General features: G+C 67.3%; 12 protein-coding genes. 5 read left to right on the plus strand and 7 right to left on the minus strand.

Annotated features, from left to right (window positions below):
- Positions 1-24: 24 nt before the first annotated feature.
- On the minus strand, positions 25-690 hold the full coding sequence (locus ACFW6D_RS21910; protein ID WP_379330945.1) for a DedA family protein: 666 nt from the start codon (positions 688-690) through the stop codon (positions 25-27).
- A 32-nt stretch (positions 691-722) separates the two neighbouring features.
- Positions 723-1,379, minus strand: a complete 657-nt coding sequence (locus ACFW6D_RS21915) for a DedA family protein (RefSeq protein ID WP_379330947.1) — start codon at positions 1,377-1,379, stop codon at positions 723-725.
- A 213-nt stretch (positions 1,380-1,592) separates the two neighbouring features.
- Between ACFW6D_RS21915 and fbaA the strand changes: the two genes are divergently transcribed.
- Together fbaA and ACFW6D_RS21925 are read left to right on the plus strand one after the other, a co-directional pair.
- The gene (gene fbaA / locus ACFW6D_RS21920; protein ID WP_379330858.1) at positions 1,593-2,630 is read left to right on the plus strand and encodes a class II fructose-bisphosphate aldolase; all 1,038 of its coding nucleotides are present in this window, start codon (positions 1,593-1,595) and stop codon (positions 2,628-2,630) included.
- Between the two features lie 31 nt (positions 2,631-2,661).
- Positions 2,662-3,780, plus strand: coding sequence for a BTAD domain-containing putative transcriptional regulator (locus tag ACFW6D_RS21925; protein WP_379232642.1), 1,119 nt, complete (start codon positions 2,662-2,664; stop codon positions 3,778-3,780).
- A gap of 37 nt (positions 3,781-3,817) precedes the next feature.
- Here ACFW6D_RS21925 and ACFW6D_RS21930 read toward each other — a convergent pair whose 3' ends face one another.
- Both ACFW6D_RS21930 and ACFW6D_RS21935 read right to left on the minus strand, forming a co-directional pair.
- Positions 3,818-4,876 carry a fused (3R)-hydroxyacyl-ACP dehydratase subunits HadA/HadB gene (locus tag ACFW6D_RS21930; protein ID WP_379330860.1) on the minus strand — a complete coding sequence of 353 codons (1,059 nt, stop codon included), beginning with the start codon at positions 4,874-4,876 and terminating at the stop codon, positions 3,818-3,820.
- A 98-nt stretch (positions 4,877-4,974) separates the two neighbouring features.
- A complete protein-coding gene (locus tag ACFW6D_RS21935) occupies positions 4,975-6,996 on the minus strand; it encodes a hypothetical protein (RefSeq protein WP_379330862.1) in 2,022 nt (673 codons plus the stop codon).
- 1,483 nt (positions 6,997-8,479) lie between these two features.
- On the opposite strand from ACFW6D_RS21935, the gene ACFW6D_RS21940 reads away from it, so the two are divergent.
- Both ACFW6D_RS21940 and ACFW6D_RS21945 read left to right on the plus strand, forming a co-directional pair.
- Positions 8,480-8,914 (plus strand): DUF3151 domain-containing protein, encoded by a 435-nt coding sequence (locus tag ACFW6D_RS21940; protein ID WP_379330864.1) that lies wholly within the window; start codon positions 8,480-8,482, stop codon positions 8,912-8,914.
- Between the two features lie 25 nt (positions 8,915-8,939).
- Positions 8,940-10,106 (plus strand): aromatic acid exporter family protein, encoded by a 1,167-nt coding sequence (locus tag ACFW6D_RS21945; protein WP_379232649.1) that lies wholly within the window; start codon positions 8,940-8,942, stop codon positions 10,104-10,106.
- 1 nt (position 10,107) lies between these two features.
- Here the strand turns inward: ACFW6D_RS21945 and ACFW6D_RS21950 are convergent, their stop codons facing one another.
- The 3 genes from ACFW6D_RS21950 to ACFW6D_RS21960 are packed head-to-tail and all read right to left on the minus strand — an operon-like array spanning position 10,108 to position 12,417.
- Positions 10,108-10,962 (minus strand): glycosyltransferase, encoded by an 855-nt coding sequence (locus ACFW6D_RS21950; RefSeq protein ID WP_379232651.1) that lies wholly within the window; start codon positions 10,960-10,962, stop codon positions 10,108-10,110.
- Between the two features lie 40 nt (positions 10,963-11,002).
- Positions 11,003-11,791, minus strand: a complete 789-nt coding sequence (locus ACFW6D_RS21955) for a site-2 protease family protein (RefSeq protein WP_379330866.1) — start codon at positions 11,789-11,791, stop codon at positions 11,003-11,005.
- Positions 11,788-12,417, minus strand: a complete 630-nt coding sequence (locus tag ACFW6D_RS21960) for a hypothetical protein (protein ID WP_379330868.1) — start codon at positions 12,415-12,417, stop codon at positions 11,788-11,790. The genes ACFW6D_RS21955 and ACFW6D_RS21960 overlap by 4 nt, the downstream gene beginning before the upstream one ends.
- A 234-nt stretch (positions 12,418-12,651) precedes the next feature.
- On the opposite strand from ACFW6D_RS21960, the gene ACFW6D_RS21965 reads away from it, so the two are divergent.
- On the plus strand, positions 12,652-13,941 hold the full coding sequence (locus ACFW6D_RS21965; RefSeq protein ID WP_379232656.1) for an adenylosuccinate synthase: 1,290 nt from the start codon (positions 12,652-12,654) through the stop codon (positions 13,939-13,941).
- The last annotated feature ends 284 nt before the right edge of the window (positions 13,942-14,225 follow it).

Raw genomic sequence — 14,225 nt, forward strand, 5'->3', positions numbered from 1 at the left:
GTCGGAAGCTCAGCGGTCGGAAACTCAGCGCTCGGTCTCGCCCGCGATGCTCGGTTCGAGGTCGTAGTCCTCGACCGGCTTGGCCATCTCCTGGCGATAGTGTCGGATACCGAGGACCGTGCCGATGATCAGACCCACGATCAACGTGCCGATCACCGCGGGCATCAGCCACGGCACCTGCTCGAGGAACTCGCCCGCGTAATACCCGATCAGCAACAGCACCGGCGCCCAGATGATCGCGCCGAGCGTGCTGGCTACGGTGTAGCGCCGGTGATCCATTCCCGCCGCGCCCGCCACCATCGGGCACAGCGTGCGCACCCACGGAATCCAGCGGGCCACCAGCACCGCGAGGAACCCGTGCCGTTCGAGCAGGCCGGTGACCTTGGCCAGGTTCTTGGTGTTGATATATCGGCCGTTCTTGCGCGCGACCAGGCGATGCCCGGTGCGCGCCCCGACGACATACCCCACCTGATTGCCCGCGATCGCGGCGAGCATCGTGCCCACCGACAACGCCCAGACCTGCGCTTCGCCGTTGGCGTGCGAGGCCAGCACGATGCCGGCGGTGATCAGCATCGAGTCACCGGGCAGGAACAGCCCGATGATGAACGCGCATTCGAGGAAAACGAAAACCAGGACCACCGTGCAGACCACAGCGGGGCCTGCCGAGATCAGCGGATCGAAGCTGCCCATAGCGAGGGTCGACGGTACTGCGGTCACAGCGATCAGTGCGTCTCGTTCGTCGAAGTCGCCAGCTCGCCGCTCTGCGCCGGGACGACCGGTGCCTTGCGACGCTCGAGCACCTTCTTACCGACCGTGATGATCGCGGGCAGGATCGAGACGAACACGATCAGCAGGAAGATCGCTTCCACGTGGTCGCGAATGAACGGCACATTGCCGAGGAAGTAGCCGATGATCGTCACGCCACCGCCCCAGAGCACGGCGCCGACGATGTCGAACGCCACGTACTTGCGGTAGCTCATCTGCGACACACCGGCCAGCACCGGCATGAACGTGCGCACGATCGGCACGAACCTGGCCAGGATGATGGTCTTGGGGCCGTGCTTCTCGAAGAACTCGTGCGTCTCGGTGACGTAGTGCTTCTTGAAGAAGCGGCTGTCTTCCTTCTTGAAGATGGCCGGGCCGATCTTGCGGCCGATCCAATACGCGCACTGGTCGCCGGCGAACGCTGTGAGAATCACCAGCGGCACCAGCCACCAGATCGAGACCACCGGGTTCTCCTGCGCGGCGAGCATGCCGCCGGTGAACAGCAGCGAGTCACCCGGCAGCAACGGGAACAGCAGCCCGGTCTCGATGAACACGATCGCCAGGATGGCGGGCAGAACAGCGTTCTTGAGCCACGTCTCCTGGAGCAGATACATCGGGTCCAGCAACTGGGTCAACGCAAGGTTGTTCGTCACCGCATCGGATACCGCCAGCAAAGTCACGGCCCCCACAGTACCGGTCCGATCTGTGACATGAGTGCCCTGCGGGTGAACCTCACCCGACCTGGGTAATTCCTCGTTCGCCTTCCTGATTTAGGGTGTGGCCTGACAGAATTGGTTTTTGCTCCCCACAACACGGAGGTCACTGCTGTGCCTATCGCGACCCCGGAGGTCTACGCCGAGATGCTCGGCCGGGCCAAGGCGCACTCGTTCGCGTTCCCGGCTATCAACTGCACCTCGTCGGAGACGATCAACGCCGCCATCAAGGGCTTCGCCGACGCGGGCAGTGACGGCATCATCCAGTTCTCCACCGGTGGTGCCGAGTTCGCCTCGGGCCTGGGTGTGAAGGACATGGTCACCGGCGCGGTGGCACTGGCCGAGTACGCGCATGTCGTCGCCGCGAAGTACGACGTGACGATCGCGCTGCACACCGACCACTGCCCCAAGGACAAGCTGGACACCTACGTGCGTCCGCTGATCGCGATCTCGCAGGAGCGCGTGAACAACGGCCAGAACCCGCTGTTCCAGTCGCACATGTGGGACGGCTCGGCCATCCCGATCGACGAGAACCTCGAGATCGCCAAGGAACTGCTGAAGGCCTGTAAGTCGGCCAACATCATCCTCGAGGTCGAGATCGGCGTCGTCGGCGGCGAGGAAGACGGCGTCGAGGCCGAGATCGACGACAAGCTCTACACCTCGCCCGAGGACTTCGAGAAGACCGTCGAGGCGCTCGGTGCGGGCGAGAACGGGCAGTACCTGCTCGCCGCGACCTTCGGCAATGTGCACGGTGTGTACAAGCCGGGCAACGTGGTGCTCAAGCCCGAGGTGCTGGCCGAGGGTCAGCGCGTGGCGGCCGAGAAGTTGGGCCTCGAGCCCGGTGCGCAGCCGTTCGACTTCGTCTTCCACGGTGGTTCGGGCTCGCTGAAGTCCGAGATCGAGGACTCGCTGCGCTACGGCGTGGTGAAGATGAACGTCGACACCGATACCCAGTACGCCTTCACCCGCCCGGTCGCCGGTCACATGTTCACCAACTACGACGGTGTGCTCAAGATCGACGGCGAGGTCGGCAACAAGAAGGTCTACGACCCGCGCAGCTACCTGAAGAAGGCCGAGACCTCGATGGCCGCGCGTGTCACCGAGGCCTGCAACGACCTCAAGTCGGCCGGTCGCTCCGTCAGCGGTTCCTGATTTTCGTATCGAACAAACGGGGCCCGAGCTCATGAGTCTTGATGTCCGTGTGCTCGGGCCCGTTCGACTGCTCGTCGGCGGCGAGCCGGTAGCGGTCGGCGGGCCCAAGCCGCGCGCCCTCCTCGCCGCGCTCACCGTCAACCGGCGGCGCGCGGTGTCTTCTGCTGTGCTCGCCGAGATGGTCTGGAACGAGGATCCGCCGGATTCCTACGCGGCCAGCCTGCAGGTATTCGTGTCCAACATTCGCAAAGCACTGCGCAATGCGGGGATCGATTCGGCGCAGGTATTGCGGACCGAGGGTGCGGGGTACCGGCTCGAAATCCCCGATACCGCCTGCGATCTCGGCCGTTTCGAGAGTGCGCGCGAAGCGGGTTCGCGGTGTCTGGACGTGGGCGACCACCCCGGCGCCGCCAATCTTTTCGGTGCGGCACTGCGGGAATGGACCGGGCGGGCGCTGGCCGATCTGGCCGGACTGCAGTTCGCCGACGGTTTCGCCACCGCGATGAACGAGGAGCGGCTGCTCGCCGTTTCCGCTCGCGTCGACGCTGAAATCGCCTGTGGGCGAGCGTCATCGGTGATCGGCGAGTTGGTGTCGATGACCAACGAGCACCCGCTGCGCGAGCCGCTGTGGGGGCAGTTGATCACCGCGCTGTATCTGTCCGGGCGGCAGGCTGATGCGTTGGAGGCTTGTCGGCGGGTGCGTGGGGTGCTGGCCGAGGAGTTGGGGATCGATCCCGGCTCGGCGTTGATCGAATTGGAGCAGCGGGTTCTGCGGCAGGAGCCGTTGAATGTGTTGGCGTCCAGGCGATCTGATCAGGTCGCGGCGGCGATGACCGAGACTGTCACCGAGGTTCCTCAGTCGATTCGCAACGGCAATCTTCGGTTCGCTGACGGTCGCACGCTGCCGATTCCCCACGGCGGCATCAGGATCGGCCGGATGACGGACAACGAGCTGGTCCTCGATGATCCGAAAGCCAGCCGCTATCACGCGCACATCATGCCCAGCCGCGCCGGCCTGCTGATCAAGGATCTGCACTCGGCCAACGGCGTCTACGTCAACGAGGTGCCGATCGACAACGGCGCACTGTTGGCCGATGGGGACGTAATCCGCATCGGCGGAACAGTTCTGGTGTTCATTGCGGTGAAGTAGGGGTTCGGTGGTCCCGCGGCCACCGAACCGAATGTTCCTACGTCAGGCGGATTTCGGCTGCCGCGCGACCGAACAGCTTGCGGCCCTCGGAGATTCCACTCAGCAGCACTGTCGCCGCGCGGCGGTCGGGGTCTACTGACTTGATCTTTCCGGAGAACTCGATCACGCCTGCCTCAGCGGGCGGAACCGGGACGAAACCTGAGAAGCGGACGCTGAGTTTTTCGATGGCGGTGGGGTCGCCCAGCCAGTCGGTCAGGTACTGCGCGGCCAGGCCCATGGTGAGCAGGCCGTGGGCCACCACGGTGGGCAGGCCAGCCATTCGGGCGGCGGTGTCGCTGAAGTGGATGGGGTTGGGGTCGCCGGAGACGCCCGCGTAGTTGGCGAGGTCGCCGCGCGTGACGCGGGCGGTGGCGGGGGGAAGTTCGGTGCCCTTGGTCAGGGTGTCGAACTCGGGGGTGGTGTTCACCGCGACGATTTCGCGCGGGGGGAGTTCGGCGGCGGGGCCGGTGTGGCGGACCAGCAGGTCGCCGTTGTTCACGCCGGCGATGGTGTCGGGGCGGGGGTGCATGCTGATGTTCTCGACGGCCTCGACGATATTGGGATCCACCTCGACACCGCGGCGGGCCACGATGGTGGTGGTGCCTTGCACGGCGACTTGGTCGTGCTGGTTGCGCAGCTTGAAGCCGACGTTGATGAAGTCGTTGTCGCCGAACTGGCGGATCGACTCGATCTCGATCTCGGTGCTGATCCGGTCGCCCGCCAGCATCGGGTGGAACAGCTCGAAAACCTGGTCGGTCTGCAGCACCTGCGACAGGTCGTACTCGGTGAGCACGGTGTCGAGCAGGGCTCGGGTGGCGGTCATGCCGATCACCGAGGCGAAGGTCGGCGGGGCGATCACGCCGTCGTAGCCGAGCTTGCGCGCGTCCACTTCCTGCTGGTGGGCGGGGTGCAGATTCTGCACGGCCCTGGCGAATTCTCTGATCTTCTCGCGGCCGACTTCGTAGTGATCGCGGAAGGCGAAGCGCTGACCGACCAGCGTCGCATCCGGGACCACAGCTTCGATGTCCGGCTGCTCCACTGTCTGTTCCGTGCTCATGATCCGGAAAACTTTACTTGTTTACCCATCTGGATCACCAGTTATGTGTGACCCGTCATACCAGGCACAACTGCCCGGTACGACGGGTCGACGCCCTCTTACGGAGTTCCCGCGGGGTCACACACCTTCCAGCTACCGTCGGTGCGCTGCAGGTCGAAGGTCCGCGCGGTCCGCTTCGACGGGTCCGCCGTGGTGTACACGGTGGCCTGCGCCAGCGCGGTATCGCCGGTGATCCGCACCGCGTCCACGCTGTCGACGACCGGAATGGAACCTCGCTCGGTCGAGGCCTCGTGCACGCCCTTGAACTGCTCGGGACTGATGCCCTGATAGAACGCGTGCAGCTCGCCACACGTGCTGGCCCGCAGACTCTCCAGGTCACCGCTGCGCAGCGCGTCGGTGTAGTCCCCGATCACCGCCTTCACCTGGCCCTCAGGCGAGTTGTCCGCCCCGCCCATGAACGCCACGACCGCCGCGATCAACGCGACGACCAGGACCACGGCCCCACCGGCGGCCAGCAACCACTTCTTGGACCGCTTGGCCTCCGGCTCACCGGCCTCCGCACCCTGCTGAACCCCGATCCGCTGCGGCGGCGCGACCGCCCGAGGCCCGCCCGCCAACTGCTGGTCGGGACGCGTCGGCTGAATATCGGCAGGTGACGGCGCCGATCCACCCGTCCGCTGTGGCACACCCGACCCGCGAGGAGGCGACGGCTGCGTCTCTTCGACACCCTTCGGATCCGCGAGTCCTGACAGAGCGGCACCCGCGGATCCGAATTGCTTCGAACCGCCGGGTTCTTGATCGCCGACCGGCGCCGGTCCGTGCTGATTGGCAGCGCCGGGTCCTTGCTGACTCGCGGGCCCCTGGCCCGGTCCACCCGGCCGGAACCCGGCAGACCCTTGCTGGCCGGGACCTTGCTGGCCTGGCCCTTGTTGCCCGAAACCTTGCTGGCCTGGCCCTAGTTGCCCGGGACCCTGCTGGCCCGGCCCGTGCTGGCCGGGACCCGCAGGCCCCTGCTGGCCCGGTCCCGCGGGGTGCTGGCCGGGACCGGAAGGCCCGAATTGGCCTGGCCCCGCCTGTCCGGCCTGCCGCGGCCCGGCGGGACCACGCGGCGTATTCGGTGGGGGCGTCATCGCAGGCCGCCCACCCGCGGGCGGCACCACTCGATCGGTCCCACCCGCCCCCGCAGGCTTCACCCGCTGCACCGGCATGGCGGTAGTCGGCGCATCCGCCGAACTCACTGTCTTCATCGCAACGGTCTGATCCTCGGAGGCCGGACCATTACCCTGCGCCCCACCCGTCTTGAACTTCTCCGTCGCATCGAAGTCGAACGTCTTGTCGCCTCGCGAGTCACCCGCCCCCGGCGCGTTCGAATCGGCCCCGGCCTTGCCTTGCGCGCCACCCGCTCCCGACGCGTTGGAACCGTCTCCTGACTTGCTCAGCGAGTCGCCGGCTCCGGACGCGTTGGAATCGGCTCCTGACTTGCTCAGCGAGTCGCCGGCTCCGGACGCGTTGGAATCGGCTCCTGACTTGCTCAGCGAGTCGCCCGCTTCCGACGCGTTCGAATCGGCCCCGGGCTTGCTTTGCGTGTCGCCCGCGGCGTACGCGTTGGAATCGGCACCCGGCCCGTCGGCCGAAGCGGCAGTCGGCACATTCTTCGGCCCTCTGGCCGCAACCACACCGCCAGCGCTCTCGGACTCTGCCGCTGCGGTCGAATCCCGCTCGGCCGCTGCATCATCGGCCGCATCACCGTCCTGCGCGCGCGTGCCGGAGCCGCCTTCGGCCTGCGAGTCCCGCGCTTGCGAGGCCTCGTCGGATCCGCTGCCTGCGGCCGCTGCCACCCCAGCTGCACCGGGGGTATCCGCACCTGCGCGGCTAGCTACCCCTGCAGCGGCCGCCGCTGCGCTCGCGGCTGCGGCAGCCGCACCACGCCCGGACGTGCCGTTCGATGTGGATGCCTTGTCGGACTCCGCATCTGACTCGTAGTTGGCGAGATCTGCCCTCGTCATCCCGAAAGTCGGGACATCCGCTTGATCCGACTTCGCCTGGTCGCCACCGAATTTCACCGTGCGGTCGTCCGAGGAATCACGTCCGTCGGCCGCATCCCGTCCGGGAATCGACATCGAGGTCGTCGGCGCGTTCGGCCCCGCGAGATCGGCCCCCTGCTCGGGACGAGGCGCGGAACTCGAAGTGCCGCCCCGATTCTCACCGGGCAACCCTTTCGAAAGCCCAGCCAACGGCGACCCGCCACCGGCCGAATTCTGTTCCGGCGCTTGCTCACCCGGCCGACCCATCGGCGCGTTCGGCTGCCGCCCACCGGCCGGCGCCCCACCACCGGGCCCACTCGCCCGCGCAACACCGCCCGGCCGCTGCCCGGCATTCCCCGGCCCACCTGGCTGCCGAGCGCCGGGCGCACCAGCAGGTCCGCCGCCAACCCTTGGTCCACCAGCCGGCGACCCTGGCCCACCGCTCGGCCAACGTCCACCCTGGGGTCCACCCGGCTGCCCCGGCCCGCGTCCGGCTTGCGGCCCACCTGTCTGCGACGGCCCCGGGCCGTGCCCACCTCGAGCTCCGCCGGTCTGCGCCGGCCCCGCCCCGGGCCCGCCGGTCGGCGCCTGCCCCGGACCGCGCCCACTCTGGGGACCGCCTGTTTGCGACGGCTCCTGCCCGCGTCCTGCATGAGGGCTGCCTGCTTGCGATGGCCCCGCACCGCGCCCACCCTGGGGTCCGTTGACGGCACCCGGCCCACCGACCGAGCCCTCGGGCCGTACTCCACCCTGGCCCGGCTGTTGTTGCCCACCGCGCACATTGCCCGGCCGTCCTGAAGATTGTTGTGCACCAGGTGCATTCCCCGGCTGACCCGAACCACTACCCGGTCGCACTCCGCCGGGCGTAAACCCTGGCCGACCCCACGACTGCCCCGGCCCCGAAGACTGTTGTCCGCCAGGCGCATTGCCCGGCCGCCCCGAACCATGGCCCGCGCCGCCCGGCCGTCCACCAGCGGGGTTGTCCCCACCCTGTGGGGGCCCACCCGCGCTCGCCCGGGGCCCACCCGGGCGCTGCGGCCCACCGGCCTGATCGCCCTGCCCGGCGGCCGACTGCGACCCATCGGAACGTGCGTCCTGCCCGCGCGCGGCGTCAGCGGGCTGACCCGGCAGATCCCCGCGCCGAATCACCACCGTCTGATCCGCACCCACCGGCGGCTTCGTCGCGCGGTCCGGCTCGGTGACCGACTGCGGTGCGCCGGGAGGGGACGCGGACGAATCGTCTCGCTGGCCGGGCGCGCCGGAACCGGCAGACTCTGCTGCCGGGTTGTTCTCGTCGGTCGGGTCGGACACCTCTGTACCCCTCGCTCAGGCTCGAACTACGCACTCTCGGCTCAGCCTAATAGTCACAGGCGCGAAGCGTTCCCAAGTCTCTCGCGCACGGCCGGAGCAAAGGCGGCCGTCGGCGCCCGCAACCCACCGATCACGCAAGAACATGGGTAACTCCCCAACCACCTCCCAGTCCACCCGCACAAAACGTTCGTCCGAGAAACAAGCAGTAGAGCTTCCGGACGTCACGCTGAATACACGGGGAGGCGGACAGTACTGGCACAATGAGGGCATGACCTCCTTCGGTGACCTGCTCGGACCGCAGCCGGTCCTCCTCCCAGAACTGATCGACGCCGAAGACGCCATTTCCGCGGGCACCGACCCGGTCGAGGTAGCCGCGCAGTTCCCGGCCGCCTCGATCGCCTGGGCCCAGCTCGCCGAGGCAGCCCTCGGCCGTGCGGGCGGCAAGGTGAACCACGACACCGTCGCCGCGTACGCGTTCGCCCGCACCGGCTACCACCGCGGCCTCGACCTGCTGCGCCGCAACGGCTGGAAGGGTTTCGGCCCCGTCCCTTGGAGCCACGAACCCAACCAGGGTTTCCTGCGCAGCGTCGGCGCGTTGGCGAGCGCGGCGAAGACGATCGGCGAGACCGAGGAGTACGCGCGCTGCCTCGACCTGCTCGAGGATTGCGATCCGCGCGCGGCGAACGAACTCGGCCTGGACTGAGTCGGCGGTCGGGTCCGAGTCGTAGGTGAGCGAACACAAGCCTTTTGTCGCCGTTGCCACGCCGGTAGTCGCGGCCGCCAAGGTGAGCACCGTCGGCCGGTACCGGGCGTCGGTCGAGCGCCTGCGGCTCTCGGCGATCCCGATCATCCAGTGCGCGCTCGGCGCCGCGCTGGCGTGGTTCATCGCCCACGACCTCGTCGGCCACATCGAACCGTTCTTCGCGCCGACCGCCGCGGTGGTCTCCATCGGCATCTCCTTCGGTGCGCGGGTGCGCCGCTCGGTGGAGCTGGTGGTTGGTGTCGCGGTCGGTATCGGCATCGGCGACTTGTTCATCGCCCAGGTCGGCACGGGTGTCTGGCAGGTGGCGCTGGTGGTCGGCGGCGCCATGGCGGTGTCGGTGTTCCTCGGCAGCGGCGCGCTCATGACCATCCAGGCCGCGGGTTCGGCCGTGCTGGTCTCGACCCTGAATCAGGCGCCAGGCGCAGGCCCCAACCGCATGATCGACGCGTTGATCGGCGGACTCGTCGGCGTGCTGATGGTCGCGCTGATCCCACTGCACCCGGTGCGCCGCGCCCGCGAACACGCCGCCGACGTGCTGTCGGTGATGAGCAAATCGATGATCACCTGCGCCGAGGGTCTCCTCGAACAGAACTCGACGAAGGTGGCCGACTCGCTGTCGGCGGTGCGCGACACCCAGCCACAGATCGACGCTCTCCGCGACGCGCTCGCGGGCGGCCGGGAGATCAGCCGCATCTCACCGCTGTACTGGAACTCCCGAAAACGCTTGGAACGCATCCACAACGCGGCCGACCCCCTCGACAACGCCGTGCGCAATACCCGTGTGCTGCTTCGTCGTTCGCTCACCCTGGTCCGCGACGACGAGGTGCTCGATCCGCGCCTGATCGACCTGGTCGACCAGCTCGGCCACGCCACCGATGTGGTCCGCAAGATGATGCTGGCCGATCCTGGCGAGCAACCGGATCAGGCCGAAGCCCTCACCTCGGTGCGCAGCGTCGCCAAGGGCGCGCGCCCCGAACTCGTTGTCGGGGCGGGATTGTCGGCGCACGTGGTATTCGCCCAGATCCGTTCGATCGTGGTGGATCTGATGGTGGTGTGTGGGATGCAGCGCATCTCGGCGATCGCCCTGCTCCCACCCACCGTGCCGAATCCGTACGTGACGCCGGAGGAGTAACTCAGTCGCCCACGGGCGAAACGCGTGGCCGACCCGGACGCAGCGAGAAACGCTTGCGGTCGAAGTCCCACACCCGGTAGATCGGCCACTGCGAGGTGTGCATGATCCACGCACCGGTGATCACCACGCGATGGAACGGCACGACGGCGAAGCCCTGGTTGGCGATGGTCTGCAGGCCGCGCAACTGGTACTTCCACCACACGTCCGGCGGGGTCTTGCGGCGTCGCGCGGAGATCTCGGCCCGCAACGCGGGCAGTTGGTCGATGCGCAGCTTCGCCTTCGAAAGGCACAGCGCCAGATCGAGGTCTTCGTGCAGGTCACGCCGGGTAGTGGTGGCCGAACGCACCTGCTCCCACGCCGAACGCCGGATCGCCATGTTGGCGCCGTGCACATTGCCGACCGGCTGGGTCTTGATCATCCCGAGCCGTTCCTGTCCGCCGATCGCGGCCGCGAGGAAGACCCCGATCGGGGAGTCGTGATAGGTGCTGATTCCGGTCACCGCCATGGTGTCGGAGTTCGATTCGAGGTGCTCGCGCACCGTGTCGCCCCAGTCGGGCGAGACGAGGGTATCGGCGTCGATGCGGCCGAGCAGCTCGCCCCGAGCGGAGTCGAATCCGGTGTTGCGGGCGAACGCGACGCCGGGTTGCGGCTCGGTGATCAGCTCGATCTTGGGATGGCGGGCGGCGAGGTCGGCGACGATCTCGCGGGTGTTGTCGGTGCTGCCGTTGTCGACGACGACGATCTCGTCGATCGCGTCCTGGCCGACGAGGCGCTCGAGACATGCGGTGATGCCCGCTGATTCGTCGAGCGCCGGGATGATGACGGACAGGACAGCGGACGATTCTGTAGAGCTCATACGCAGGTTCCGTTCCAGTGAGGATTGCAACCCGAGGCTATCAACTCCAGAATCGGGTCAGCTGGCTACCGTAGGCAGCCCAGACCTCGGGTACCCCCGACAGTTCGAACAATGCGTAGACCGCGTTGAAGAACACCTGGCTCAGCGGTGTGAAGAAGATGACAGCGAACAGAATCAACATGCCGTAGGGCTTGATCTGATCGAGCGAACGTCGCGTCTGGTAGCTCAGCGACGGCTCGATGACCCCGTATCCGTCGAGCCCCGGCACCGGCAGAGCGTTCAGCAGAAACGCTGTGATCTGCAGAAACGCCAGGAAGCTGAGTCCGCACCAGAACGCCGCGTGCTCCTGGATCGTCCCGAAGGCCCGGATCACGATCAGCAGCACCACCGCGCACAACAGGTTCGACGCGGGCCCGACCGCGCTCACCAATCGCTGCACACTCGACTTGAACCGCGTCGTGTCCACATACACCGCACCACCGGGCAACCCGATCCCGCCGAGCGCGATGAACACCAGCGGCAGCGCCAGCGACAGCACCGGGTGGCTGTACTTCAGCGGATTCAGCGTGAGATACCCACGCACCTCCACCTCGTGATCGCCCGCCCGCCACGCCACATACGCGTGCGAGAACTCGTGCAGGCACAGACTGATGATCCAGCCGAACACCACGAGCAGGAACACGCCGACCTTGGCGCGCACCGAATCGATGTCGGCGTCCCAGGCGAGCGCCCCACCGCCGACGGCGATCAGCACGATCAGCAGGAAGACCGGACTCGGCCGCACCGCGCTGTGCCCGGACCGCCGATCCGAGGGGAAGGAATAAGTCATCGCACCAGTAACCAGGGTTGTTCGAATCGATAGAAGGTCGAGCGGGGAACCGTGCGCTCGGCGGTGACCCCGTCACGGGTCACCACGCCGCCCGGGGTCCCGAGTTGGGCCGCGCGCCCGGACACCCAGGTGCGCTTGCGCAGGCCTTTGCGTACTCGCGCACGGACACCGGGCATGGTCATCGTCGGCGAGATCAGCATCGTGGTGACAGTGCCGCTGAACAGCATCGTGTCGTCGACATAGGCTTCGCCGACGAGTTTCGCGCCGTCGACGCCGGTGATGCTCGCGCGCCCGACCAGCACGGTACCGGTGTCGTCGCGGATCAGCGGCGTCTCGATCGCCCGGCCCTCCACCGCGCGCTTGGCGGCGGCATTACCGGTTCCCGTTTGATAGACCTTCGACGCGTAGGTGGGATCGACCGGCACGAACCCGACCTCGACATGCAGACGCTCGGTGCGCATCAGATGGGTGAGCACGGCCGCGAGCGAGGCGTCGGCGCCGAGCACGATCAGGCGCGGCAGGCTGTCGGCGGCCAGCACCGGAAGTAGTTCATCGATCGCCGCGACATCGGGAACACGCCCGGTCTGCGTATTGGGTAGCGAGGAAAGCGCGATCGGCACCGGCATGTCGCCGCACCGGAGAACGTGGGTACTCAAACTGCGGTACACCCTCCTCGGTCACGCAAACTCACTGCCGACTGGTAACCGTAACCGATCAGGGCAGTTACGGTAGGGCGGGGGCGGGGCGCTCCGGCAACTCCCGATCAGGCGTCGGCTAGACTGTGTCTCCGGCCACCGCCTCGTTACGGCAGGTAGCTGCAGTGCTGCATGTGCTGCCGTCGATCTGTAGGAGACTCCGAAATGCCGGCAATCGTCCTCATCGGTGCCCAGTGGGGCGACGAGGGTAAGGGCAAAGCTACAGACCTGCTCGGTGAGCGGTTGCAGTGGGTGGTCCGATACCAGGGCGGCAACAACGCCGGTCACACGGTGGTTCTGCCCAACGGCGACAAGTTCGCCCTGCACCTGATCCCGTCCGGCATCCTCACTCCCGGTGTGAAGAACGTCATCGGCAACGGTGTCGTCGTCGACCCGGGTGTGCTGCTCGACGAACTCGCCGGTCTGGAGGAGCGCGGAGTCGACACCTCCGGCCTGCTGCTCTCGGCCGACGCGCACCTGATCATGCCGTATCACGTGGCCATCGATAAGGTCACCGAACGCTTCCTCGGCAACCGCAAGATCGGCACCACCGGTCGCGGTATCGGCCCCTGCTACCAGGACAAGGTCGCCCGCGTCGGCGTCCGGGTGGCGGATGTGCTCGACGAGAAGATCCTCACCCAGAAGGTCGAGGCCGCCCTGGAGTTCAAGAACCAGGTGCTGGTCAAGATCTACAACCGCCGCGCGCTCGACCCGCAGCAGGTGGTGGACGAGGTGCTCGAGCAGGCCGAATCGTTCAAGCACCGCATCTCCGACACCCGCCTGGAACTGAACCTGGCGCTCGAGCGTGGCGACACCGTGCTGCTGGAAGGCTCGCAGGGCACCCTGCTCGACGTCGACCACGGCACCTACCCGTTCGTCACCTCGTCCAACCCGACCGCGGGCGGCGCGGCGGTGGGTTCGGGTATCGGCCCGAACAAGATCGACACGGTGCTCGGCATCCTCAAGTGCTACACCACCCGCGTGGGCTCGGGCCCGTTCCCGACCGAGCTGTTCGACAACTTCGGTGAGTTCCTGGCCAAGAACGGCGGCGAGGTCGGTGTCACCACCGGTCGTGCGCGTCGCTGTGGTTGGTTCGACGCGGTGATCAGCCGGTACGCCACGCGCGTCAACGGCGTCACCGACTACTTCCTCACCAAGCTGGACGTGCTGTCCGGGCTCGACACCGTGCCGATCTGCGTCGCCTACGAGATCGACGGCAAGCGCGTCGAGCAGATGCCGACCACGCAGACCGAGTTCCACCACGCCAAGCCCATCTACGAGGAGATGCCGGGTTGGTGGGAGGACATCTCCCAGGCCCGCACCTTCGAGGAGCTGCCCGCCAACGCGCAGGCGTACGTGCTGCGGCTGGAAGAGCTTTCCGGCGCGCGGATCTCGTGCATCGGCGTCGGCCCCGGCCGCGACCAGACGATCGTTCGCCACGACGTGCTCGCCTGATGTGAAGCTGGAATCCAGCTGAAAGGTCCGGTGCCGGTTTACGGCGCCGGACCTTTTGTTTGGGCGGCGAACGCGCCATCATCCCTGGTCAGTGCGACACGTGCGAATTATGTTCACTCGCTATCGATTTGTGGCGAATGCCTGGCTAACGCTATCGTCGCCTGGCGATGCGCGGGGACGCGTCGTTTCCTTTGAACTTGTTAGTGGGTGTTCGACGTGATCCGTCGGTCTGCAAATCTGAACTCTTCGACGGCGCGGCTCATCGCTCGCCCGGTTGTCGGCGT

The sequence above is a fragment of the Nocardia sp. NPDC058705 genome, from assembly GCF_042749305.1.
Taxonomy (GTDB): Bacteria; Actinomycetota; Actinomycetes; order Mycobacteriales; family Mycobacteriaceae; genus Nocardia.